Below are 23212 nucleotides of genomic sequence, written 5' to 3'. Positions count from 1 at the left end.
TTCTTGCCGACCGGATTCTTGCCGACCGGATTCTTGCCAGGCGCGGTCTTGGGGCGGCGGCTCTTGCGGTGCCGGCGCCGGCCGCGCGGGCTCATCCCATGAGAACTCTTGCCGGTGCGGCTCCCGCCGGTCCGACTGTTGGCGACCGTAATCTTGGCGATCGGTCTCCTGGCGGGCCGCCGGCAGGTCCGGGTCCTCCGCCCGGATCAGGCGCAGTTCGCTCGCCGCGAGACCGGCCGCCGCCACGGCGGCACCGGCTGCCACCGCCGCCCCACCTCGGTCGAAGCCGGTCGGCTCGGCCGGGCGCGGCTCGGAGAGGGGCGGCGCTGCGGCGGGAAACGGGATCGGCGGCAGGATCGGTGCCATCGCCGGCTCACCGCGCCCGGCCCGGCCCGGCCCGGCGCCCGTTTCGGACGGAGCCGGTTCCGCCACGGGACCCTCGGCCACCGGGAAGCCCGCCGCGGCCCGATCGGCGAGAGCGCGCTCGATGCGCCCGAGGCGCGCGACCGCGGCGGTGATCCCGAGCAAGACGGCGCCGGCGCTCGCCCCGACGGTGCCGGCGATCACCATGGTCCAGCCGACCTCGAGCCGCACGAAGGGAATGCCCTGGACCATCGCGGCGAGGCCGCCGATCATCATCAGGAGGGCGAGCACGGTCAACGCGACGATCATCGGACTCTCGGGAACTGGCGATACGACGAGGCGGCCCGGCAGGCGACACGAGCAGCCGAACGGGTGGTGCGGGGCCGTTGCCCCGTCCGCCACGCTGAGATTTAGGGGCACGCGCTGCTTTTGCAAAACGGCCGCGCTTGAAATCCCCGGACTCCGCCCCCGTGAGGCCCGGACCTCTCTGCCGAAGAGCGGACGGCAAAGACCGGGATGATGCAGGACTCGACGGGCCGGCGGCGTTGCCGCGGGCGCAGGCCCGACTTAGGTAGACCCGGGTGCCGCGGCGGCGCCGCTCAGGGACCGCCGCGCCCGACCCGTGAGATCCGGAGACACGCCGATGGCCTTCACGCTGCCCGAACTCCCCTACGCCTACGACGCGCTTCAGCCCTACATGTCGAAGGAGACCCTGGAGTTCCACCACGACAAGCACCACAAGGCGTATGTCGATACCGGCAACAAGCTCCTCGAGGGCTCGGAGCTTGCCGGCAAAAGCGTCGAGGAGGTGGTGAAGGCCGCCTACGGTCAGAACCAGCCGCTGTTCAACAATGCCGGCCAGCACTACAACCACATCCACTTCTGGCAGTGGATGAAGCCGAATGGCGGCGGCGCGATCCCGGGCGCTCTGGAGAAGAAGATTGCCGAGGATCTCGGCGGCACCGACAAGTTCAAGGCCGACTTCATCCAGGCCGGCGTGTCGCAGTTCGGCTCCGGCTGGGCCTGGCTCGCGGTGAAGAACGGCAAGCTCGAGATCATGAAGACCCCCAACGGCGAGAACCCGCTGGTGCACGGCGCCAAGCCGATCCTCGGCGTCGACGTGTGGGAGCACTCCTACTACATCGACTACCGCAACCGTCGGCCCGACTACCTCAAGGCGTTCATCGAGAACCTGGTGAACTGGGAGCACGTCGAGACGATGTACGGTGAGGCGATCGCCTGAACGGCGATGCAGAACCGTTGAAGCGAGAACCCCCTCCCCGCCTGGGCGAGGGGGTTTTCTAAGCAGACTCGCGTTGGCAGGCAAACGCTTCGTCCGCTTGGATTCTTGTTTGTCGCGGATTTCCGTCGCAAAACCGGCAACCACTTTTGCGAAATCTGCTGAGAGCATTTTCCGACGAAGTGGATACCGGTTCGTCGTAGAAAATGCGGCAAAATCAAACAGCTAGAGAAGCTTCGCGATTGCGACGCGATCGTGAAGCGCTCTAGACGGCCGGCCGCGGCATGAGTTGCAGCCGTTCCTGCTCCAGGAACGCCGCGAAACGCTCCGAGCCGAGATAGGCGAGTTCGAGCGGCCGGCTCGCCACCACCGGGTCGAGGGCGCGCAAGCCGTCGTCGACCTCTCCCGGATGGCACATCACCACCGGGGCCGGCCCGAGCGCTCGGAAGCCGCGCTCGAACGCCCCGGCGAACCCGTTCCCGTCCGAAAAATCCGAGAAGCCGGAGAAGCCGCGATTGGTGGCAAAGCCCGCCCGGCGGGCCGCCGGCCCGAAGCCGAGACCGAGCGCCGCCACGACGGACGCCTTGCCGGCATGCGGCCGCGCCCGGATCGCGCTGACGCGGTCGCCCGGGTCGCGCAGCCACCCCCGCCACCCCCGGGCCTGAAGCGCCGCGAGGAGCGCGGACCGCACTCCGGGCAGGACGTGGACGTGCTGGTGCCCGTCGACGAAATCCGGCAGCTGCCCCATCGCCGCCGCGAAGGCGTCGAGCTGGCGCTCGATCTCGGGGCGGACCTCGGCGGCGGGCAGCCGGCCCGACAGGGCGAGCCGCAGGAGCCGCCCGAGGGGCGGCAGGCGGCCGGTCGGGGCGAGGCGCGGCAGGGGCCCGAGGGGGGAGCCCGCCGTCAGGGTGAGATGGAGGCCCAGGCCCACGGTGCCGCGCATCTCGCGCAAGGCCGGCGCCGCCTCCCGGAAGGCCGGGATGTTGGTCATCGACCCGGTGGCTGATATGCGCTGCCTTCGCGCCAGCGCGAGGATCCCCCGGCTGACGCCCGGGCTCAGGCCGTAATCGTCGGCACAGAGCACGACCGGGCGCCGTTCAGGAAGCATCGCGTAGATCTCGCGCGTAAGAACCACCGGTGCCCGCACCGGCCCGTGACCGCCCGCTGCCGGCCCCGCCGGCCTCGGCACCGCAACGAGGGACAGCGTCGTGGAGCTGTTCAGACACCCCGAACCGGTCGACCTGAGCGTCGTCATACCGGTCTTCAACGAGAGCGCCAACGTCGCGCCGCTCCTCGCCCGCCTGGTGCCCGTGCTGGGGCGCCTGACCGCGTCCTGGGAGGTGGTGTTCGTCGATGACGGCAGCCACGACGACACCGCCGCGGTGGTGGCCGCTCACCACGCCGCCGAGCCGCGCATCGGCGCAGTCTCGTTCAGCCGCAACTTCGGCAAGGAGATCGCCATCGCGGCCGGTCTCGACCACGCGGAGGGCCGCGCCGTCGTCATCATGGATGCCGACCTCCAGCACCCGCCCGAGCTGATCGCGACCTTCTGGGAGCGCTGGCGCGAGGGCAACGTGATGGTCTACGCCCAGCGCACCGACCGGGATGGCGAGAGCGCGCTGCGGCGCGGCTTCGCCCGGCTGTTCTACCGGCTCTTCGCGCGCTTCGGCGAGACGCCTTTGCCCGAGGGCGCCGGCGATTTCCGGCTGATCGACCGCAAGGGCGTCGACGTTCTGCGCTCGCTGCCCGAGCGGGCCCGGTTCTCGAAGGGCCTGTATTCGTGGATCGGCTTCCGCTCGGTCGGCGTGCCCTATCAGGTCGAGGAGCGCCAGCACGGCAGCTCGAAATGGAGCTTCACCAAGCTGTTCCGCTTCGCCTTCGACGGCATGACCTCGTTCTCGACCGTGCCGTTGCGGGTCTGGACCTATCTCGGCGGCACCATCGCGCTCGTCGCCCTGCTGGCCGCGGTGTATTTCGTCGCCGATACCCTGCTGCGCGGCCCCGACGTGCCGGGCTACGCCTCGCTGATCGTCTCGGTGATGTTCTTCTCCGGAGTGCAGCTGATGTCGCTCGGCATCATCGGCGAGTATATCGGCCGCATCTTCGCCGAGGTGAAGCGGCGCCCGCTCTACGTCGTCGCCGAGCGGATCGGCCCGGCGGCCCAGGGCCACGACCGGCTGGTCCGGGACGAGCGCCGAGGGGAGCGGCGGGCGCGCTATTCCGGCGCCGCCTGAGCGGAGTGGCCCGGCGCAACGTCGCTCAGCTCCGGCTGTCGCGTCATTGTTCGCCGAACCGGCCACCACTTCGGCGCATGATGCCTAGGCCGTCCGATCGCGTGTCTTCCGGCGGCCCTGTGCTATGGACCGCGGCATGATTCGCAGCATCCTCTCGGTCGGCGGCTGGACGCTGGTCTCCCGGGCCACCGGCTTCCTGCGCGACGTGGTCATGGCCGCCGTGATGGGTGCCGGCCCGGTCGCCGACGCCTTCGTGGTGGCGTTCCGGCTGCCCAACCACTTCCGCGCGATCTTCGGCGAGGGCGCCTTCAACGTCGCCTTCGTGCCGACCTATGCTGCCCTCGACGCCGAGGACGGCGCGGCGCGGGCCTTCGCCGACCGGGTCTTCACCCTGATGCTGCTGGTGCAGGTGGCGCTCCTGGCGCTCGCCGTGCCGCTGATGCCGGTGATCGTGCGGGCGCTCGCCCCCGGCTTCGCCGACGAGCCCGACAAATTCGCCCTCGCGGTGACGCTCACCCGCATCACCTTCCCGTACCTCCTGTTCATCACCCTGGTGACGCTGCTCTCCGGGATCCTCAATGCCCGGCGGCGCTTCGCGGCGGCGGCCGCCGCGCCGGTGCTGCTCAACGTCTCGCTGCTGGCGGCGCTCGGCCTCGCGTTCCTGTTCCCGAATGCGGGTCATGCCGCCGCCTGGGGCGTCGCCGTGTCGGGGGTTCTGCAATTCCTCCTGGTCTGGGCCGATGCCCGGAAGGCGGGGCTCGCCCCCGCCCTCGTCCGCCCGACCCTGAACGATGCCGGCATGCGCCGGTTCTTCGCGATGCTGGGGCCGGCGGTGATCGGCTCGGCCGGCGTCCAGATCGCGATGTTCGCCGACACGATCATCGCCTCGTTCCTGCCGACCGGCGCGGTCTCGGCGCTCTACTACGCCGACCGGCTCTACCAGTTGCCCTTCGGAGTCATCGGCATCGCCGCCGGGACGGTGCTGCTGCCGGAGATGAGCCGCCGCGTCGCCGCGGGCGACGACGACGGCGCCCACGCGGCGCAGAACCGCGCCACCGGCTTCTCCCTCGCCCTCTCGGCGCCGTTCGCGGTGGCGTTCCTGCTGGTGCCGGACCTGATCATGACCGCGCTGTTCCAGCGCGGCGCCTTCGATGCCGAGGCGGCGTCCCGCTCCGGCGCCGTGCTGGCCGCCTACGGCCTGGCGCTGCCGGCGGCGGTGCTGATCCGCAGCATCGTGGCGAGCTTCTACGCCCGCCAGGACAGCCGCACGCCGGTGATCGCCTCGCTCACCGCCGTCGCGGTCAATGTCGGCCTCAAGATCGTGCTCACCGGGCCGCTCGGAGTGATGGGCCTGGCGCTCGCCACCGCCGCGGGCGTCTGGGTCAATGTGCTGATCCTGTTCTGCCTCGCATATGGCCGCGGCTGGACGGCGCCGAGCCGGACGCTGATCGTCACCGCCTGCGGGGTGCTCGCCGCCTGCTGCGTGCTCGCCGCCTTCACCCTCGGCGGCCTGCCGCTGATCGACCGCCTGATGCCGTCCCTGCCGCGGTTCCGCGACCTCGCAGTGCTCTCGGCCCTCGGGGCCGCCGGGCTCGTCGCCTATGCGGCGACGCTGCTGGTGGCGTTGCGGCTGTTCGGGGTGCGGCTGCGGCGGGTGTGAGGCTCTGTGGCCATCGGCATTCCCCGTTTGCCGCCTCATCCTAAGCTCGACTTTGGCCAATCGGCCAGTGCCTGTTGGTGGCCTCCTCCGGCGAGGCTGGACGCGCCGAGTGAGTTTTGTACTCTCACCTCGTCGATGCGACATGGCGAAAGTCCCCATCGGACCCGCCGAGCAATCACTCACCGGGGAACTCCCTCCTTACAGTAACAAGTCGGTTTTGCCCTTGGACGTTGTGGGAAGCAGGACGCGAACGGATCCTGGCTCGTGGGTGCAGGCGCTACACAGGTAACGGGGCGTCGATTGGCCAAAGTCGAGCTAAGGTGCCCGCGTCGCGGGCCGCGAAGGCGGGTTCAACATCTCAAGGCCATCTGGAATCTCCTTCGAGGCTCCCGTTGGTCGCACCTCAGAATGAGGTCGCGGGTTGAAAGATGGTTGGAGTGGAGCCGAACAGGCTCGGAATTGAACCCCGCGTCATGCCTTTGTGCGTTGCCAGACGCGATCCCGCCCTTGAAAAGCAACGAGGCCCCGCGATGCCCCTCCCCGCCCCGCTCGACCACGCCGACGCCGTGGTCTTCGACGCCTACGGCACCCTGCTCGACGTCCATTCCGCCGTGCAGCGCCACGCCGCCGCGATCGGGCCGGACGCGGCGAGGCTGTCCGAGACCTGGCGGCAGAAGCAGCTCGAATATTCCTGGGTTCTGTCGCTGTGCGGGCACTACGCGCCGTTCTGGACGCTGACCGAGCGGGCCCTCGACCACGCGCTCGCCCGGCATCCCGGTGTGGATCCGGCGATCCGGCCGGACCTGCTCGATGCCTACCGCACGCTCGACGCCTATCCGGAGGTGCCCGGCACCCTCGACGCCTTGCGCCGGGCCGGCTTGACGACCGCGATCCTGTCGAACGGCGACACCGCCATGCTGGCTGCGGCGGTGACGGCGGCGGATCTCGCGGAGCGTCTCGATGCGGTGCTGTCGGTCGATCCGGCCGGCACCTTCAAGACGGCGCCCCGCGCCTACGATCTGGCGCCGGATCGCCTCGGCGTCCCGCGGGAACGGATCGTGTTCCTGTCCTCGAACCGCTGGGACATCGCCGGGGCGGCGGCCTATGGCTTCGCCCCGGTCTGGGTCAATCGGACCGACCAGCCCGACGAGTACCCGGACCTCGAACCTGTCCGGGTGATCCGGTCCCTCGACGGGCTCCTGGCCTGACTATTCTCCGGCCACCGGACGGGCGCCGCCCGGGACCCCGGCGGTGGCCGCCGCGCCGCGGCGATAGATCAGCAGGGTCGCGGCGAGGCCGCAGGCCCCCGCGAAGGCCATCCACAGGCCCGGCGCCGCCTTGTTGCCGAGGGTCTCGATCAGCCAGGTCGAGACGACCGGGGTGAAGCCGCCGAACAGCGCCGTGGCGAGCGAGTAGGCGAGCGAGAACCCGGTGGTGCGGACGTTGGCCGGAACGATCTCGGTCAGCGCCACCACCATCGCGCCGTTGTAGCTGCCGTAGAGGAATGACAGCCACAGCAGCGTGATCAGCATGTTGGTGAACGAGATGTTGGCGGTCAGCCAGGCGAGCGCCGGGTAGGCGGTGAGCAGGGTGAGCGCCGAGAAGGCCAGCAGGATCCGCTTGCGGCCGATCTTGTCCGAGAGCGCCCCCATCACCGGCAGCCAGAACAGGTTCGACAGGGCGGTGCAGAAGGTGACGATCAGGCTGTCGGTCTCCGACAGCTTGAGCACGCTCTTGCCGAAGGTCGGGGTATAGACCGTGATGGTGTAGAACGACACCGTGGTCATCACGACAAGCAGCATGCCAAGCAGCACGATCTGCCAGTTCTCGCCCAGGGACTTGAAGACTTCGGGCAGCGACGGGCGGTGCTTGCGATGCAGGAATTCCTGGGTTTCCTCCAGCGAGCGCCGGATGTAAAACAGGAACGGCACGATCATGCAGCCGATGAAGAACGGGATCCGCCAGCCCCATTCGGACATCTGGGCCGGCATCAGGGTGCGGCTCAAGCCGAAGCCGATCAGGGCCGCCACCATCACGGCGACCTGCTGGCTGCCCGACTGCCAGGAGACGTAGAAGCCCTTGCGGCCGGGCGTCGCCATCTCGGCGAGATAGACCGACACGCCGCCGAGTTCGACGCCGGCGGAGAAGCCCTGGAGCAGGCGGCCGATCAGCACGAGGAGCGGCGCCGCGAGGCCGATCGTCTGATAGGACGGCACGAAGGCGATCAGCACCGTCCCGGCCGCCATGATGCCGAGCGTCACGATGAGGCCTTGGCGCCGGCCGATCCGGTCGACATAGGCGCCGAGAAAGATCGCCCCGAGGGGCCGCATCAGGAAGCCCGCGCCGAACGCCATGAATGTGAACATCAGCGAGGCGAACTCGTTCTCGGCCGGGAAGAACGCCTTCGAGATGTGGCTCGCATAGATGCCGAACAAGAAGAAATCGAACATTTCCAGGAAGTTGCCGCTCGTGACGCGCAACACCGTGGCGACCTTCGACCCCTGCGGACCGTGGACCGGACCTGCCATGCTGACTTCCTCCCGAACGCGGGCTTCCTGGACTTCGCTCTCTCTACAGCGATCACAGACACGTTTGATACAGAAATTTCATCCCATCGAAACCGCAGAAGGTTGCGCAATGGCCGGGTTGCCACCAGGGAATCCCCCGGGAGGTCCTCAAGAGGCATCCCTAAGCGACATCCCCAACAGGCATCCCCGGGAGGAACCATGATCAGGACAGGATCCATGACGACGACGGTGTCGCGGCCCGGTCTGCCGATGTCGCCGGAATGGTCGCCGGCGTTGCGGCACGACCCTGCGGCACGACACGACACCCGGCCGACGACGCATCGGCCCGCCAAGGTGCATCTGCCGAGCACAGCCCGCCGCCTCGCCCGGATGGCCGCCACCCTGGCGGCGGGGCTCATCCTCGCCATCCCGGCCAAGGCCGCGGAGCTGCACGTGATGATTTCCGGCGGCTTCACCGCCGCCTACCAAGCCCTGGTTCCGGGCTTCGAGACGAAGACCGGCGACAGGGTCGTGACCGCCTATGGCCCGTCGATGGGCACGGCGCCGGAGGCGATCCCCGTGCGCCTCGCCCGCGGCGAGCCGGCCGACGTGGTCATCATGGTCGGCTACGCCCTCGATGCCCTCGACAAGGACGGCAAGATCACGCCGGGCAGCAAGGTGGCCTTGGCCGATTCCCGCATCGCGCTGGCGGTGAAGGCCGGGGCCAAGGTGCCGGACATCGCGACCCTCGACGCCTTCAAGACGGCCCTGCTCGGCGCCTCCTCGATCGCCTATTCGGACAGCGCCAGCGGCGTCTACATCGAGAAGGAGATGTACAGGAAGCTCGGGCTGGAACGGGAACTGGCGCCGAAGAGCACGATGATCGTCGCCGAGCGCGTCGGCAACGTCGTCGCGCGGGGCGACGCCGAGTTCGGCTTCCAGCAGATCGCCGAGCTCAAACCCGTCAAGGGCATCACCATCGTCGGGCCGGTCCCGCCCGAGGTGCAGAACGTGACGCTGTTCTCGGCCGGCATCCCGAAGGGCGCCAAGCACCCGGCGGAGGCCCGCGCCCTGATCTCCTGGCTGTCGTCGCCAGACCACGCCGCGACGATCGCCGAGACCGGGCTCGACCCGATCAAGGCCCGCTAACCCACGATTCACGACGCGGACAATCCGAGGGATCGGATTCACCCCCTCTTCACGCCGTCCAGCGCCTCATGGGCCTCACACAACAGGTCTCGCGCTGCCCGGACAGGGCGGCCAAGCGGGCGGGGACGGCATCATGCGACAGGGTTGGACGCCCGGAGCAGCGGCGCGCGTATCGGCGCCGCTGCTCCGGCAGGAGAAGCACGCGCATCAGCGCTATCTTGCGGCCCCGGGCTACCATCCGGGCGCCCTTGTCCTCGCGGCCTTGGGTCCGGCTGTCGGGGCGGCCATCGTGGCGGCGGTCGCATTCGGGTTGCGCATGTCGCTGTGAGCGGGGCTGGTCGCCGCAACGGCACTGCTCGCGCGGAGAGCGCCTGATCCGTCAAATGCAAGGCATCTCCCGCACGAGGGAGCAAGACGCCCACGATATCGTCTGTGAAAGACCGGCCGCGATGCCCAGCGCCGAGACTCGGGCAGCCGCCGGTCTTTCAGGAGGTGCACATCGTGACGAGCCTCAGCGCCTTGTCGTCTCTCACGTCCCTTACAAAGCTCAAAACGCTAAAGGCGGCCGGTCCGGGCGACACCAAGCCGGCGACGACCACGCCAACCCCCGCTCAGGCACAGACCGTCACGCCCGAGGCATCCAAGCCCGCGGCAGAGGCACCGAAGCCCGCCGCCTCCGGGCCGGCGAGTGTGATCGGCGCGCGCACACCCGCGGAGCGCGTGTCCCTCGGCACCATTCTGACGCTCCAGGCCTCATCGCCCCGAGTGTCACCCGAACAGCGGACGCAGGCAGACGGCAACGGAGCGGCCTCGACGCAAGCGAACCAGCCCGACGGCGAGGCGGGCCCGTCGCTCGATCTGCTGAAAGGCCAGGCGAAACCGCCCACGGCCGGCGATCTTGGCGCCCTGCGACCGGTTGACCTCGCCGGCGAATCGGCGAAACTGCAAAATCTCAGCAACCGGCAGCCGGTCGGGGCGCCCGGTTACGGCCTCACCGCTCAGAATCCGCAAAGCTTGCTGCACCTCTTCGCGTAACACCAACGGCCGAAGATGCTGACGCATCGATTCGATCTCGGGCAGGCCCAAGATCGACGCGGCCGTTGCTCCATCTCGAATTTTCGACGTTAAGCGCAGATGTCCGAGACCTTGGGCTTGGCGAAAATTCGAGAACGGCACCAAAGGTCGTTTCCAACGACCGTTGGTATAACCCGTCCGATGGAGCGGGCCTCGACAGCCTGCCCAGGGCAGGCCCCGACCAGCGTACCGTCACAGAGGGTCGGCGCGAAACGGCTCCGATCGCTCATGGATGGGGCGGTTCGGCCCGTTCTCCGGGTTTTCCGTTGTCTGGGCGATGACCCTGATCTTCTGTAGAATTACATGCAAAAACAAAACGTTGATCACCAGTGCACAGCACAGGACGACCATCGGCGTTTCGATCAAAATCGCGATGGCCAGCCGGACCGACGTGTCGAAGACCGTCCTGCCCTGCACCAGCACATCGCATGACCTCACGACGAGGTAGGATAAAGCAGCGGCCTTCGTGATGTGCTCTCGCACCGGAAATGCACTGTCCGCGCTCACTGGATACTCCCTTCGCGATCCTGTCGGACAACGGGCGTCATACGACGTCTGGACGATTCCTGTCGGACGTCGGATCGTCAGCCCGCGCGGCGCCTGAGCGAAGCCGATATCCGCATCGCGAAGCGATCAGTCGGACATCGTATCACCGCCAGGGCGCGGCGCCCCTGCCCTCCCTTGACGTGCACCGTAGCCGAAGGGTGCGGCCCGCTGACACCCTTGAGTGATTCGTATGACTACGTAAAACACAAGATCACGGGGTGCGTCCGGCAATGCCATCGCCAGAAATGCTTCGTCGTGATCACTTTTTCCGAATCGTTTCTGCACCGTGATCGTCGCGCATGCGATCGAATTGGTTCCTGGCACCGTTGAACAGCACTGATGTCTCAGCGTCATCACTGGCCCGGCGGGCCCGCTCGGGGAGGCGTCATCGATCCCGTTTCTCAACTTTGTCCTGACCCGTCGCCGCTTGGGCGGGTCATCGTCGTTCCCGGACAGGCGATCCACGACGGTGGATCCGCCGCGGTGACGTAACGGTCGCCCGAGCGGGCCGGTCCCGGAGACCTCCCGCGCCAATCAGCCGGATTGCCGGACGGCGTGCCGGGGCCCAGTGTGCCGCTCGTCATGCGGCGCCACGCTCCCCTCGTCCTCGCGGCCCTCCTCGCCTTCGTGGCGACGAGCCTGCTCGCCTATCAGTGGCTCGGGCAGCCGACGACCCTGCGCGTCGCCGTCGGGCCGTCGGGGAGCGAGGATGCGCGCCTCGTCGCCATCGTGGCGCAGTCGCTCGCCCGCACTCACGAGGATGTCCGTCTGCGGCCCGTGACGACGAGCGGCGTCGCCGAGAGCGCCGAGCTGGCCGAGCAGACCAAGGCCGATCTTGCGGTGGTGCGCTCGGATGTCGGCATCCCGGCGAACACCCAGACGGTGGCGATCCTGCACCGGGACGCGGTACTGCTCCTGGCCGCCGACCCGACCCTGTCCTCCGTGCCGGACCTGCGGGCCAAGCGGATCGGGATCGTGCGCAACCCGGCCGGCAATGCCCGGTTGCTCGCTCACATCCTCGAACAATACGAAGTGCCGGCCGATGCGGTGTCGACCGTGCCCCTCGGTACCGGCCAGGAGGCCGGCCAAGCCTTGCGTGACCACCGGGTCGACGCCGTGATGGTGGTGAGCCCGCTCACCGGCCGCACCGCCGGCGAGGTGGTGGCGAGCATCACGCGCGCCGGTGGCACGCCCACCTTCATCCCGATCGGCGAGGCGGCGGTGCTGGCCCGGCGCTGGCCGGCCCTGGAAAGCGTCGAGATCGCCCGCGGCACCTTCGGCGGCACGCCGCCGCGCCCGGCCGAGACCGTGACCACGGTCGGGGTCAGCCACCGGCTGGTGGCCCAGGCGCGGATCGCCGATTCGGTGGTGTCGGAACTGACGCGGCTGCTCTTCGTCACCCGGCCCGGCCTCGCCGCCGAGGTGCCGCTCGCCAACCAGATCGAGGCGCCCGACACCTCGAAGAGCGCGTCGCTGCCGGTCCATCCCGGGGCTCAGGCCTATTACGAGGGGGAGGTCGAGAGCTTCTTCGAGCGCTACGGCGATTGGTTCTACCTCTTGGTGATGTGCATCTCGATCTTGGGGTCGGCCGCCGCCACCCTGGTGTCGCGGGCGGCCAACCGGTCGCGGGCCCGGGACATGGCGCTGCTGCGCCAGTTGCTCACCATCGTGCGGGCGAGCCGCGACGTCGAGGACGAGCTGGAACTCGCCGATCTCGACCGGCAGGCCGACGAGATCCTGGCCGCGGCCCTGGCCCGGGCCGGCACCGGCGCCATCGACAATGCCGGCGTCGCGGCCTTCACCCTCGGCCTCGACCAGGCGCGGCGGGCCATTGCGGAGCGGCGTGTCCTGCTGCTGGAGCGCCAGGCGGCGCCGGACCGGCAGGCACCTGGGCTTGATCGCAGCGCGGACCCGCACGCCGCCGCGGCAGAGTGACCCAGCCGGCGATGGGCGCCCTCCTCTCCGTCAGCGCCCCTCTCGCCTTGGAGACGGTCGGGGGTCCCTCTTGCGCCGTGGCGCCACACCTTCTATTGCGACGCAACAGATTTCCCCCGGCTCGATGCGTCCGGCTGCCATCCTGGCGGCCCGCGGCGTGCCGGGCTTTGTTTGCTTCGGACATCCCATGAAGCTGCGCAACATCGCCATCATCGCCCACGTCGACCACGGCAAGACGACCCTGGTCGACAAGCTGCTCCAGCAATCCGGCTCGTTCCGCGAGAACCAGCGGATCGAGGAGCGCGCGATGGACTCGAACGACCTCGAGAAGGAGCGCGGCATCACCATCCTGGCCAAGGCCACCTCGGTGGTCTGGAAGGACACCCGCATCAACATCGTCGACACTCCCGGCCACGCTGATTTCGGCGGCGAGGTCGAGCGCATCTTGTCGATGGTCGACGGCGTGATCGTGCTGGTCGACGCCGCCGAGGGCCCGATGCCGCAGACCAAGTTCGTGGTCTCGAAGGCGCTCAAGATCGGCCTGCGCCCGATCGTGGCGGTCAACAAGGTCGACCGGCCGGATGCCCGCATCACCGAGGTCGTCAACGAGGTCTTCGATCTGTTCGCGGCGCTCGACGCCACCGACGAGCAGCTCGACTTCCCGATCCTGTACGGGTCGGGCCGCAACGGCTGGATGGCGACCTCGCCGGAGGGCGATTCGTCCGAGGGTCTCGCCCCGCTCTTCGACCTGGTGCTGGAGCACGTGCCCCCGGCCAAGACCGAGGAGGGCCCGTTCCGGATGCTCGGCACCCTGCTCGAGGCGAACCCCTTCCTCGGCCGCATCATCACCGGCCGGATCGCGTCGGGCACCGTGAAGCCGAACCAGGCGGTCAAGGTCCTCGATCGCGAGGGCAAGGTCGTGGAGACCGGCCGCGTCTCGAAGATCCTGGCCTTCCGCGGCCTGGAGCGCCAGCCGATCGAGATCGGCGAGGCGGGCGACATCGTGTCGATCGCCGGTCTCGTGAAGGGCACCGTCGCCGACACCTTCTGCGACCCGCAGGTCGACACCCCGATCCAGGCCCAGCCGATCGACCCGCCGACCGTGACGATGTCGTTCATCGTGAACGACAGCCCCCTCGCCGGGACCGAGGGCGACAAGGTCACGAGCCGCATGATCCGCGACCGCCTGTTCAAGGAGGCCGAGGGCAACGTCACGCTCAAGATCGAGGAAGCCGCCGACAAGGATTCGTTCTACGTCTCCGGCCGCGGTGAATTGCAGCTCGCGATCCTGATCGAGACCATGCGCCGCGAGGGCTTCGAGATCGCGGTGTCGCGTCCCCGCGTCGTGTTCGAGAAGGACGAGAACGGCGAGACGCTGGAGCCGGTCGAGGAGGTCGTGATCGACGTCGACGAGGAGTATTCCGGCGTCGTCGTGCAGAAGATGTCGGAGCGCAAGGCCGACATGATCGAGATGCGCCCGTCCGGCGGCAATCGCCTGCGCCTGGTGTTCCACGCTCCGACCCGCGGCCTGATCGGCTACCAGGGCGAGTTGATGACCGATACCCGCGGCACCGCGATCATGAACCGGCTGTTCAAGGCCTACGAGCCCTACAAGGGCGAGATCGCCGGCCGCCGCAACGGCGTGCTGATGTCCAACGACCAGGGCGAGGCGGTGGCCTACGCGCTGTGGAACCTCGAGGATCGCGGCCCGATGATGATCGAGCCGGGCTGGAAGGTCTATCAGGGCATGATCATCGGCGAGCACAACCGCGAGAACGACCTCGAGGTCAACGTGCTCAAGGGCAAGAAGCTCACCAACATCCGCACCACTTCGAAGGACGAGGCGGTCCGCCTGACCCCGCCGATCCGCATGACCCTCGAGCGCTCCCTCGCCTGGATCCAGGACGACGAGCTGGTCGAGGTGACCCCGAAGTCGATCCGCCTGCGCAAGGCCGTGCTCGACCCGAACGATCGCAAGCGGGCGGAGCGGGCCAAGGACTCGCTGAGCGCCTGATCGGCGGCACGGACGGTCTGACGTCGAGTCCCTCGCTCCTCCTCCGGGGCGGGGGATTTTTGTTGCGGCGGTGGACGGCCGGCGCGACCGTGTGGATTCCCGCACCGCCCTCCCGTATCCCATGGTGTCCACCCCGGAACAGGATACGGCGCGCGATCCCCCTCTCCCGAGTGGAAGAGGGGATCCCGCGTCCGATCCTGCCCGCGGACCCATCCCCGATAGCGGCGGCAGGAGGCCGTGTGGAACACGAGATCTACCGCTGGCTCGGGATCCCTGCCTCGATCCAGGCGGACGTGCTGGCGCCGATCGGCCTCGCCGTCGCGGTCGCCGTCACGGTGCACGCGCTGCTGCGCAAGCGCGAGGTCAGTGCGGCGATCGGCTGGATCGGGCTCGTCTGGCTCTCGCCGATGCTGGGCAGCCTGCTCTATGTGACGTTCGGCATCAACCGGGTGAGCCGGCGCGCCCGCCGCCTGCCGGTCCTGCCAGGCCCCCGTCCCGGCGCGCCGCCGCCGCCGGTGGCCGAGGTGCCCGAGGCGTTCCAGCCCCTCAAGCAGGCGGTGGGGCGGATCAGCGGCCTGCCGCTCGTCGCCGGCAACCGCATCCGGCGCTACCGCCACGGCGACGAAGCCTATCCGGCGATGCTGGCGGCGATCGGCGAGGCGACCACCAGCGTCGCCCTGTCGAGCTACATCATGCGCGACGACGACAGCGGCCGGGCCTTCGCGGAAGCCCTGGACGCCGCCAGATCCCGGGGCGTCGCGGTCTGCGTGGTGATCGACGGCATCGGCAGCGGCTACTTCTTCCCGGCCATGTACCGGCGCCTGCGGGCGCTCGGAATCCCGGCCGGCCTGTTCATGCACTCGGCGCTCCCCTGGCGGATGCCGTTCCTGAACCTGCGCACCCACAAGAAGCTGCTGCTCGTCGACGGCCGGGTCGGGTTCGTCGGCGGGGTCAACATCGCCGACGAGAACATCATGGCGAAGAACCCGCCCGAGCCGGTGCGCGACAGCCATTTCCGCATCGATGGGCCGGTGGTCGGCCAGCTCGCGCAAGCGTTCTGGCGCGACTGGGCCTTCGTGAAGGGCGAGGATCTGGAGGGGCCGGCCTGGTTCCCGGCGATCGCGCCGGTCGGGCCCTCCCTCGCCCGGGTCGTCACGTCCGGGCCGGACGCCGACATCGAGAAGATCGAGTTCGTGGTGCTGGAGGCGGTGGCCACCGCCCGGCGCTCGGTGCGCCTCGCCACGCCTTACTTCCTGCCGAGCGAGATGCTGCTGACGGCGCTCGGCCTCGCGGCGATGCGCGGCGTCACCGTCGACGTCATCATCCCGCAGGCGAGCAACCACCGGGTGGTCGACTGGGCGACCCGGGCGCATGTCGGGCCGCTGCTGGAGGCCGGGGCGCGGATCTGGCTCGATCGGCCGCCCTTCGACCATTCGAAGCTGATGGTGGTGGACGAGACCTGGTGCTTCGTCGGCAGCGCCAACTGGGACAGCCGCAGCTTCCGGCTCAACTTCGAGCTGAACGTCGAGGTCTACGACACGGATTTCGCCGCCGACCTCGACGGGCTGATGCGGGCCAAGATGGAGCGGCGCCTGACCGCCCAGGATCTCAACTCTCGCGGGATGGCCGTGCGGCTCCGCGACGCCGCCGTGCGATTGCTGCTGCCATATCTTTGAGCGGCGCCCGCTTGCGCAAGTCCTCGGCCCGGTCGCGAAACGCCGCGAGGCGCGCGTGCAGCGGCTCGCGCTTGCCCTGCGGGTTGCCCGGTTCGAGATGGACCACGATCGGCCGGTGGTCGGAGGCGCCCCGCGGCAGCACCGCCTGTCCGCGGCAGGTCAGTCCCCGCACCAGGCAGCGGTCGAGGCGTAAGGGGACGAGATCGACCATGGCATGGGTCGGGTGGCGCGGCCCGACATCGTGGAAGCCCGGCAGCAGGGCAGGCCCGACGATGTTGTAGTCGCCGAGCACCGCCGCCCGCACCGGCAGGTGCTGGGCGATGCGGCGAAGCTGGCGCCGATTGAGCACCTGGCCGTGCGACAGGTGGACGTTGGCGACCCCGAAGGTGCCGAGATCGAGGATCTGGCAGACCCGGTCGATCAGGGCGCCCGAAGGCAGCGTCACCACCTCGGGCGGGCGCGGCCAGGGCGTCGGGCTCCACATCGCCAGGCCGTGGATGCGCCGCGGCAGCGGCGCCCAGGCATAATGGCCGCCGACCCGGACTTGCAGCTCGGTGATGTCGACGGTGGCTTCCTGCATCAGCAGCAGGTCGGGCTTTTCCTGCGCGATCAGCGCCTCGAGGGCGTCGACGGTCGCGCCGGTCCGCCGCAGCAGGTTCCAGCTGATGATCTTGCGCGGGCCGGGCCGCAGCGGAGCGTGGCCGGGCGCGGCCGGAATCTCGGCGGGCAGGAGGCGTTGGGGGGGCAGCATGGCACCGCGTGGGAAACACTCGGATTGAGCCGGCACGATGGCGAAGGATGCCTTGGACCGGGTGCGATGCCGCTTACGCCGATTTGCCGATTCGGGAAACGGCGTGTCAGGCGCCCGGGATGCGCAAGCCGGGCAGCGCTGTCACGAGATGGCGGAACTGGTCGCCGCGATCCTCGAAGCTGCGGAACTGATCGTAGGAGGCGCAGGCCGGCGACAGCAGCACCACCGGCTCACCCGCTCCGTCCTGCGCCGCCGCCGCCGCGGCTTCGGTGACGGCAGCGGCGAGCGTGCCGCAGCGGCTGAACGGCACTTGCCCGTCGAGGGTGGCGGCGAAGGTCTCGGTTGCCGCACCGATCAGGTAGGCATGGGCGACGCGCGGGAAGTACGGCGCGAGACTCGTGATCCCGCCCTCCTTCGGCTTGCCGCCGAGAATCCAGTGGACACGCCGGAACGCCGAGAGCGCCTTCTCGGTCGAATCGGCATTGGTGGCCTTCGAATCGTTGATGAACAGCACGGTCCCGCGCCGGCCGACCTCCTCCATCCGGTGGGGCAGGCCCGGGAAGGTCGCGAGCGCCGCCGCGAAGGCGTCCGGCGTCACACCCAGCTCGCTGGCGACCGCGTAGGCGATCGCCGCGTTCTGCCAGTTATGGGCGCCGCGCAGGGACCCGATGCCGGACAGGTCCGCCACCGGCTCGGCCGGCGCTCGTCGCCCGTCGATGACGATGCCGTCGCGGGCGAGGATGCCGGGCCCCTCCCCGGCGTCGCCGACATGGATCCGGGTCAGCGGGCCCTTCCGGCGCCCGGCGATCGCCCGGCACCATGCGTCGTCGACCCCGACGACCGCATGGGCCGCGCCGGCCACCAGCCGCTCCTTGATGGCGGCGTAATGGGCCATGTCGCCGTGGCGGTCGAGGTGATCGGGGGAGAGGTTGAGGAGCACGCCGATGGTGGGCGCCAGCGACGGCGTCAGGTCGATCTGGAACGAGGACAGCTCGATCACGTGGACCCGGTCCGGCGACGGCGGCTCCAGCGACAGGATGGCGGTGCCGATATTGCCGCCCATCTGCACGTCGCAGCCGGCCGCCGCCAGGACATGGGCGATCAGTGCCGTGGTGGTCGACTTGCCGTTGGTGCCCGTGATGGCGACGAAGGGCGCGGCAGGGCTCGTCGCGGCGCGCTCGCGGCAGAACAGCTCGATATCGCCGATCACCGGCACGCCGGCCGCCTTGGCGAGATCCACCGTCCAGTGCGGCGCCGGGTGGGTGAGCGGCACGCCGGGGGCGAGCACGAGCGCCGCGACACTGGTCCACTCCGCCTGCCGCAGGTCGCCGGTCTCGATGCCCTGCTGGCGCGCCGCCTCCATCCGCGCCGGATTGTCGTCGCAGGCGATCACCCGGGCGGCGCCGGCCTTGAGGCTGAGCGCGGTGGCGAGACCCGAGCCGCCGAGCCCGAACAGGGCGACCGTCCGGCCGGCGAAGGTGGTGGAGGGTGTCATGCGTCGCTTCGAGCCTTCGCGGCGCCGGGCCGACGCCGGGCGCGTCTTTCCGGCGGTTAGTGGGCCGCGGAAAGCGGCTTCGTCAAGCTGTGCCGTGGGATAGCCGGGCGTGCCGCCGTCGGACGAACGGTCACGCCCGTCTGCGCGCCGCCACGATCGCCGCCTGGTTCGCCTCCGCCCACCGGATCAGCCCGCGCATCGGTTCCAGGAACGAGCGCCCCAACGCCGTCAGCCGGTACTCCACCCGCGGCGGCACCTCGGCATGGACCTCGCGGGCCACGAAGCCGTCCTGCTCCAGCCGGCGCAGGGTCTTCGACAGCATCTGCTTCGAGATGTCGCCGATCTCGCGTTCGAGCTGGCTGAACCGCTTCACTCCCGGATCCAGCGTCGCCAGCACCAGGAGGCTCCATTGGTCGCCGATCCGGTCCAGCACATCGCGGATCGGGCAAGTGTTGGCCTGGTCGTTGTCGGGTCTGATCTGGTCGAGCACGCTCTTCATCCGATGGTCACCGCGCGCTGACCTGGTCTCGCAAGACTGACGTCTTGCGCGGCCGACCGCGGCGGATTAGCTCTGTAGTCGGTCTCGAACATAGACCAGATCGCGAAACCGAACAAAGAGAGCATCATGGCCAAGGTTGCCGTCATCGGCGCGACCGGGAACGTCGGCACGCGCATCGTCGCCGAGCTGGTGCAGCGGGGCCACCGCGTCACCGCCATCAGCCGCCATCCCGCGGCCCACGCCTCGCCGCAGGTCGAACCGGCTGCCGGCGACGTGCGCGATCCTGCGGGCCTGAGCCGCCTGCTCGCCGGGCACGACGCGGTGGTGAGCGCGGTGCACTTCGTCGACACCGACCCGGCGGCGCTGATCGGCGCCGTGAGGGAGTCGGGCGTCACGCGCTATGTCGTGGTCGGCGGCGCCGGCTCGCTGGAGGTGGCGCCGGGGCAGCGGCTGGTCGACCAGCCCGACTTCCCGGCCGTCTACAAGGACGAGGCCTTGAAGGGCGCCGCCTTCCTCGATGTCCTGCGTGGCGTCGCCGACCTCGACTGGAGCTTCCTGTCGCCCTCGGCGCTGATCGAGCCGGGGGAGCGCACCGGGCGATTCCGCCTCGGCCGCGACAGCCTGCTCGTCGGCGAGACCGGCAGCCGCATCTCCTACGAGGATTACGCCGTCGCCCTTGTGGACGAGATCGAGCGCCCCGCCCATCTCCGCCAGCGCTTCACCGTCGGCTACTGAGACGGGACACCATGCGAGGACCCATGTCCGACCGGATCACCGTGACCGTCCTGGTCGACCCGCTCTGCGGCTGGTGCTACGGCGCCCACCCCGCCCTGGACTGGCTTCGCGCCCGCGACGACGTGACCCTCGCCCTCCTCCCGGTCGGCCTGTTCGCCGGGCCGGGCGCCTTCGCGATCGATGCGACCTTCGCCACCCATGCCTGGTCGGCCGACCAGCGCATCGCCGCGCTCACGGGCCAGCCGTTCAGCACCGCCTACCGGATGCAGGTGCTGAAGGCCGGCACGGGCCTGGTCGATTCGGGGCCTGCGACCCTGGCGCTCACCGCGGTCCATCTGACCGCGCCCGAGCGAGAGCCGGACGCCCTCGCGGCGATCCAGGCGGCCCGCTATGTCGGCGGCCGGGACATCGCCGATCCGGCGGTCCTGGCGGAGATCCTCGATGAAGCCGACGTCGCGCCCGCCGCCGCGCGCTTTCGAGCAGCCGATGCGGCCCTGCACGAATCGGCCTCCGCCCGCATGGCGGCGGGCCGGGCGGCGATGGCCCGGCACGGCTTGCGCGGGGTGCCCGCCCTTGTTGCAGGGGGCGACGAGGGGCGCGGCTTCAACGGCGCGCCTCTCTTCGGCGACCGCGACAATCTCCTGCGGGTGATCCGGGACGCCGCGGCCTGAGCCGATTTCACAACGGTGGCGATCAGTCTTGCGCGATCGGCTTACAGCCCGATCAGCTCGGCGATCAGGTCCGCCCCCGCCGCCGGCGAGCGCTCGCCCGCCGCGACCCTCCGCTCGGCCTCCGCCGTCGTCCGGCGCACCTCGGTGCTGCCGGTGAGGCGCTGGTGCAGCCGCTCGTGGACGAGGGCCCACATCCATTTCACGTCTTGGCTCCGGCGCTTCGCAGCGATCTCGCCGGAGGCGGCGAGCTTGCGGCGATGGTCGAGGATCGCCTCCCACAGGGCGTCGAGCCCCTGGCCGGCCAGCCCTGAGATCGTCGTCACCGGTGGCGACCAGGTGGCGCTCGCCGGGGTCAGGATGTGGAGCGCCGCCCGGTACTCGGCGGCGGCGGCCATGGCGCGGCGCATCCCCTCCTCGCCATCGGCCTTGTTGACGGCGATCATGTCGGCGAGTTCGAGGATGCCCTTCTTGATGCCCTGCAACTCGTCGCCGGCGCCGGGCAGCATCAGGACAAGGAAGAAGTCGGTCAGGTCGGCGACCGCAGTCTCGGACTGGCCGACGCCCACGGTCTCGACCAGCACCACGTCGAAGCCGGCGGCCTCGCACAGGATCATGGTCTCACGGGTCTTGGCCGCCACGCCGCCGAGGGTGCCCGACGACGGCGAGGGCCGGATGAAGGCGTTCGGATCGACGGCGAGCCGCGCCATCCGGGTCTTGTCGCCGAGGATCGAGCCGCCGGTGCGCGACGAACTCGGATCGACCGCCAGCACCGCCACCTTGTGGCCCCGCGCCGTCAGGGCGGCACCGAGGGCATCGATGGTGGTGGACTTCCCCACCCCCGGCACGCCGGTGATGCCGACCCGAACCGCCTTGCCGGCATGCGGCAGGGCGGCGTCGAGGAGCGCGCGGGCGGCGGCCCGATGATCGGCCCGCTTCGACTCGACCAGCGTGATGGCGCGGGCGAGGGCGGCGCGGTTGCCGGACAGGAGCTGGGCGAGGTCGGGGGCCGGGACGGTCATGGCGTCTTTCTGCCGGCTCGCCGCGCGCCCGTCGAGGGCCCTCGCCTGTGGACGAAGGGCTGACAGGCGTGACCTTCGGGCAACAAGAGCGGCTTTGCCCCGGTGCGACGCGCCACGGCCACGATCATGCCGCATCGCGAGCCTGAAAGCGCACGGAGAGACCGGCCCGGCGCCGGGGACGAGTGGGACGACATGACAGCGAACGCCGTGCCGACGCGCCGATGCCTGGCCCGCCTCGGCCTCTCCGCCCTCGCCAGCCTCTCGCTGGGCGGTTGTCTCGGCGGCGGATTCGGTGGCGGCCTCCTCGGTGATGCGGCCGGGCCGGAGCGGCAATCGGCACTCGATGTCAGCCCGGTCCTGCTCGTCGCCACCACCCGCCGCCCGGCCGATCCCGCCGGCCGTCCGCCCTACTTCACCGACCAGCGCGGCCGCGGCCTCGCCTTCGCCACATTGCGCCTTGCGGCACCGGACCGCTCGCTGATCGGCAAGGTCTCGTCGGTCGTCACCGGCGACTGGCGCATCGCCGCGGCGCCGCGAGTGGTGACCGGCCCCGACGCCGCCACCGCCTTCGCGGAAGCGGCGCTCGGCCGCGACGTGCTGATCTATGTCCACGGCTATCGCGAATCGTTCGAGACCGCGGCGGTGAGCGCGGCGCAGCTCTCCGACGGCATCCGCTTCCGCGGCGTCTCCGGGCTGTTCTCCTGGCCCTCGGCGGGCAAGACCTTCGATTACGGCTACGACCGCGAGAGCGCGTTGTGGTCGCGCGACGCCTTCGAGGACCTGCTCCGGGCGCTCGCGACCGCGCAGGGCGGGCGTATCCACATCGTCGCCCATTCGATGGGCACATTGCTCACCCTGGAGACCCTGCGCATGCTGCGGGCCGATGCCGGCGAAGCGGCATTGGACCGGATCGGCGCCATCGTGCTGGCCGCGCCCGACATCGACATCGACCTGTTCACCAACGGCATCGAGCGGCTGGGCACCGGGGCCCAGAAGATCACGGTGATCTCGTCCACCAACGACCGGGCGCTCGAACTGTCGAGCACCATCGCGGGCGGGGTTGTGCGAGCCGGCGCGGCCGATCGCAGCCGGCTCGAAGCGCTCGGCGTGCGCGTCGCGGATGCATCGGACTACGGCACCGGCCTCATCAACCACGACCTGTTCCTGTCCAACGTCGAAGTGCAGCAGGTCATCAAGCGCGCGGTGGCACGGGCGGACGGGCGGTAGGCCGCGACGCGCCAGGGGGGCTGCGCGCCGACGGCGCACCTCTCAGCGGGTTACGCTCCCGCCCGACGCCAGGGATTCACCACAGGGTTCTGGGATGGTCGTGGCTGACCAAAGGTGGTCCGATCAGGGCCGCTGCGACTGTCCACGGGCGCGTCGTCCGGCCTCGTCGGGCCCTCGACCCGAGATGCGACAGGGGGAGCGGTCCGAGACGACAGGGCTGGAAGCAAGCCGTCGCCCACGATGCCGCCCCTGCCCATCACGCCCAGTGTGAGACCCGCGCAATCACCGGCTTATACCAACGGCCCAAGATGCTGACGCATCGGGCCGTTGACCCATCTCGAGTTTTCGATGTCAAGCCAGAGGCTTGGCGAAAATTCGAGAACAGAACCAAAGGTCGTTTTCAACGACCGTTGGTAT

General features: G+C 69.8%; 21 protein-coding genes. 13 read left to right on the top strand and 8 right to left on the bottom strand.

The annotated features are described in order from the left end of the window. Window positions 1–672 (bottom strand): hypothetical protein (locus VP06_RS35870; RefSeq protein WP_048462303.1); only part of this gene is annotated, 672 nt, incomplete at its 3' end. Window positions 673–1006: 334 nt separating this feature from the next. Between VP06_RS35870 and VP06_RS02735 the strand changes: the two genes are divergently transcribed. Further along, a complete protein-coding gene (locus tag VP06_RS02735; RefSeq protein WP_048462302.1) occupies window positions 1007–1606 on the top strand; it encodes a superoxide dismutase in 600 nt (199 codons plus the stop codon). A gap of 262 nt (window positions 1607–1868) precedes the next feature. On the opposite strand, the gene VP06_RS02730 is transcribed toward VP06_RS02735, so the two are convergent. After that, on the bottom strand, window positions 1869–2711 hold the full coding sequence (locus VP06_RS02730; protein ID WP_048462301.1) for a ChbG/HpnK family deacetylase: 843 nt from the start codon (window positions 2709–2711) through the stop codon (window positions 1869–1871). Window positions 2712–2811: 100 nt separating this feature from the next. Here VP06_RS02730 and VP06_RS02725 point away from each other — a divergent pair, with 100 nt between their 5' ends. The 3 genes from VP06_RS02725 (at window position 2812) to VP06_RS02715 (ending at window position 6705) form a co-directional block, all read left to right on the top strand. Continuing rightward, window positions 2812–3837: a glycosyltransferase family 2 protein gene (locus tag VP06_RS02725; protein WP_048462300.1), complete on the top strand. Its 1026-nt coding sequence runs from the start codon at window positions 2812–2814 to the stop codon at window positions 3835–3837. 136 nt (window positions 3838–3973) lie between these two features. After that, window positions 3974–5497, top strand: a complete 1524-nt coding sequence (gene murJ / locus VP06_RS02720) for a murein biosynthesis integral membrane protein MurJ (protein ID WP_048462308.1) — start codon at window positions 3974–3976, stop codon at window positions 5495–5497. A gap of 530 nt (window positions 5498–6027) precedes the next feature. Further along, window positions 6028–6705: a haloacid dehalogenase type II gene (locus tag VP06_RS02715; protein WP_048462299.1), complete on the top strand. Its 678-nt coding sequence runs from the start codon at window positions 6028–6030 to the stop codon at window positions 6703–6705. Here VP06_RS02715 and tcuC read toward each other — a convergent pair whose 3' ends face one another. Beyond that, window positions 6706–8025 carry an MFS transporter gene (gene tcuC, locus VP06_RS02710; protein ID WP_048462298.1) on the bottom strand — a complete coding sequence of 440 codons (1320 nt, stop codon included), beginning with the start codon at window positions 8023–8025 and terminating at the stop codon, window positions 6706–6708. It lies immediately after the preceding gene. Window positions 8026–8241: 216 nt separating this feature from the next. Here tcuC and VP06_RS02705 point away from each other — a divergent pair, with 216 nt between their 5' ends. The 3 genes from VP06_RS02705 (at window position 8242) to VP06_RS35865 (ending at window position 10188) form a co-directional block, all read left to right on the top strand. Continuing rightward, window positions 8242–9153 (top strand): molybdate ABC transporter substrate-binding protein, encoded by a 912-nt coding sequence (locus VP06_RS02705; RefSeq protein WP_342586799.1) that lies wholly within the window; start codon window positions 8242–8244, stop codon window positions 9151–9153. Between the two features lie 133 nt (window positions 9154–9286). Continuing rightward, on the top strand, window positions 9287–9481 hold the full coding sequence (locus VP06_RS02700; protein WP_048462297.1) for a hypothetical protein: 195 nt from the start codon (window positions 9287–9289) through the stop codon (window positions 9479–9481). Window positions 9482–9654: 173 nt separating this feature from the next. Next, window positions 9655–10188 carry a hypothetical protein gene (locus tag VP06_RS35865; protein WP_156295421.1) on the top strand — a complete coding sequence of 178 codons (534 nt, stop codon included), beginning with the start codon at window positions 9655–9657 and terminating at the stop codon, window positions 10186–10188. 231 nt (window positions 10189–10419) lie between these two features. Here the strand turns inward: VP06_RS35865 and VP06_RS02690 are convergent, their stop codons facing one another. Then, window positions 10420–10734, bottom strand: coding sequence for a hypothetical protein (locus tag VP06_RS02690; RefSeq protein WP_156295420.1), 315 nt, complete (start codon window positions 10732–10734; stop codon window positions 10420–10422). A gap of 594 nt (window positions 10735–11328) precedes the next feature. Here VP06_RS02690 and VP06_RS02685 point away from each other — a divergent pair. From VP06_RS02685 to VP06_RS02675, 3 genes are all read left to right on the top strand, one after another. Beyond that, a complete protein-coding gene (locus tag VP06_RS02685) occupies window positions 11329–12708 on the top strand; it encodes a TAXI family TRAP transporter solute-binding subunit (RefSeq protein ID WP_245291020.1) in 1380 nt (459 codons plus the stop codon). A 187-nt stretch (window positions 12709–12895) separates the two neighbouring features. Further along, window positions 12896–14722, top strand: coding sequence for a translational GTPase TypA (gene typA, locus VP06_RS02680; RefSeq protein WP_048462294.1), 1827 nt, complete (start codon window positions 12896–12898; stop codon window positions 14720–14722). Window positions 14723–14961: 239 nt separating this feature from the next. Continuing rightward, window positions 14962–16398: a phospholipase D-like domain-containing protein gene (locus VP06_RS02675; protein WP_048462293.1), complete on the top strand. Its 1437-nt coding sequence runs from the start codon at window positions 14962–14964 to the stop codon at window positions 16396–16398. On the opposite strand, the gene VP06_RS02670 is transcribed toward VP06_RS02675, so the two are convergent. The 3 genes from VP06_RS02670 to VP06_RS02660 all read right to left on the bottom strand — a co-directional run bounded on the left by VP06_RS02670 (window position 16331) and on the right by VP06_RS02660 (window position 19143). Then, a complete protein-coding gene (locus tag VP06_RS02670) occupies window positions 16331–17149 on the bottom strand; it encodes an endonuclease/exonuclease/phosphatase family protein (protein ID WP_082167113.1) in 819 nt (272 codons plus the stop codon). The genes VP06_RS02675 and VP06_RS02670 overlap by 68 nt on opposite strands. A gap of 106 nt (window positions 17150–17255) precedes the next feature. Continuing rightward, a complete protein-coding gene (gene murD / locus VP06_RS02665) occupies window positions 17256–18644 on the bottom strand; it encodes a UDP-N-acetylmuramoyl-L-alanine--D-glutamate ligase (protein ID WP_048462292.1) in 1389 nt (462 codons plus the stop codon). Between the two features lie 130 nt (window positions 18645–18774). Then, complete coding sequence (locus VP06_RS02660; protein ID WP_048462291.1) at window positions 18775–19143, bottom strand: winged helix-turn-helix transcriptional regulator; 369 nt, start codon at window positions 19141–19143, stop codon at window positions 18775–18777. A gap of 126 nt (window positions 19144–19269) precedes the next feature. Between VP06_RS02660 and VP06_RS02655 the strand changes: the two genes are divergently transcribed. Together VP06_RS02655 and VP06_RS02650 are read left to right on the top strand one after the other, a co-directional pair. Then, window positions 19270–19878, top strand: a complete 609-nt coding sequence (locus tag VP06_RS02655) for an NAD(P)-dependent oxidoreductase (protein ID WP_048462290.1) — start codon at window positions 19270–19272, stop codon at window positions 19876–19878. 23 nt (window positions 19879–19901) lie between these two features. After that, window positions 19902–20549, top strand: a complete 648-nt coding sequence (locus VP06_RS02650; protein ID WP_053081502.1) for a DsbA family protein — start codon at window positions 19902–19904, stop codon at window positions 20547–20549. 41 nt (window positions 20550–20590) lie between these two features. Here VP06_RS02650 and meaB read toward each other — a convergent pair whose 3' ends face one another. Further along, window positions 20591–21568, bottom strand: a complete 978-nt coding sequence (meaB, locus tag VP06_RS02645) for a methylmalonyl Co-A mutase-associated GTPase MeaB (protein ID WP_048462289.1) — start codon at window positions 21566–21568, stop codon at window positions 20591–20593. A gap of 192 nt (window positions 21569–21760) precedes the next feature. On the opposite strand from meaB, the gene VP06_RS02640 reads away from it, so the two are divergent. Beyond that, window positions 21761–22795, top strand: coding sequence for an alpha/beta hydrolase (locus VP06_RS02640; RefSeq protein WP_048462288.1), 1035 nt, complete (start codon window positions 21761–21763; stop codon window positions 22793–22795). Window positions 22796–23212: the final 417 nt, after the last annotated feature.

This window comes from Methylobacterium aquaticum, assembly GCF_001043915.1.
GTDB lineage: Bacteria > Pseudomonadota > Alphaproteobacteria > Rhizobiales > Beijerinckiaceae > Methylobacterium > Methylobacterium aquaticum.
This window is presented reverse-complemented; position numbering and strand designations above follow the sequence as displayed.

What these genes read in the sequence shown, in the direction of transcription:
- meaB (WP_048462289.1), bottom strand. Translation starts at nt 21,568, where the DNA reads ATGACCGTCCCGGCCCCCGACCTCGCCCAGCTCCTGTCCGGCAACCGC.
- VP06_RS02640 (WP_048462288.1), top strand. Translation starts at nt 21,761, where the DNA reads ATGACAGCGAACGCCGTGCCGACGCGCCGATGCCTGGCCCGCCTCGGC.
- VP06_RS02655 (WP_048462290.1), top strand. Translation starts at nt 19,270, where the DNA reads ATGGCCAAGGTTGCCGTCATCGGCGCGACCGGGAACGTCGGCACGCGC.
- typA (WP_048462294.1), top strand. Translation starts at nt 12,896, where the DNA reads ATGAAGCTGCGCAACATCGCCATCATCGCCCACGTCGACCACGGCAAG.
- VP06_RS02705 (WP_342586799.1), top strand. Translation starts at nt 8,242, where the DNA reads ATGACGACGACGGTGTCGCGGCCCGGTCTGCCGATGTCGCCGGAATGG.
- VP06_RS02730 (WP_048462301.1), bottom strand. Translation starts at nt 2,711, where the DNA reads ATGCTTCCTGAACGGCGCCCGGTCGTGCTCTGTGCCGACGATTACGGC.
- murJ (WP_048462308.1), top strand. Translation starts at nt 3,974, where the DNA reads ATGATTCGCAGCATCCTCTCGGTCGGCGGCTGGACGCTGGTCTCCCGG.
- murD (WP_048462292.1), bottom strand. Translation starts at nt 18,644, where the DNA reads ATGACACCCTCCACCACCTTCGCCGGCCGGACGGTCGCCCTGTTCGGG.
- VP06_RS02650 (WP_053081502.1), top strand. Translation starts at nt 19,902, where the DNA reads ATGTCCGACCGGATCACCGTGACCGTCCTGGTCGACCCGCTCTGCGGC.
- VP06_RS02660 (WP_048462291.1), bottom strand. Translation starts at nt 19,143, where the DNA reads ATGAAGAGCGTGCTCGACCAGATCAGACCCGACAACGACCAGGCCAAC.
- VP06_RS02700 (WP_048462297.1), top strand. Translation starts at nt 9,287, where the DNA reads ATGCGACAGGGTTGGACGCCCGGAGCAGCGGCGCGCGTATCGGCGCCG.
- VP06_RS02670 (WP_082167113.1), bottom strand. Translation starts at nt 17,149, where the DNA reads ATGCTGCCCCCCCAACGCCTCCTGCCCGCCGAGATTCCGGCCGCGCCC.
- tcuC (WP_048462298.1), bottom strand. Translation starts at nt 8,025, where the DNA reads ATGGCAGGTCCGGTCCACGGTCCGCAGGGGTCGAAGGTCGCCACGGTG.
- VP06_RS02715 (WP_048462299.1), top strand. Translation starts at nt 6,028, where the DNA reads ATGCCCCTCCCCGCCCCGCTCGACCACGCCGACGCCGTGGTCTTCGAC.
- VP06_RS02735 (WP_048462302.1), top strand. Translation starts at nt 1,007, where the DNA reads ATGGCCTTCACGCTGCCCGAACTCCCCTACGCCTACGACGCGCTTCAG.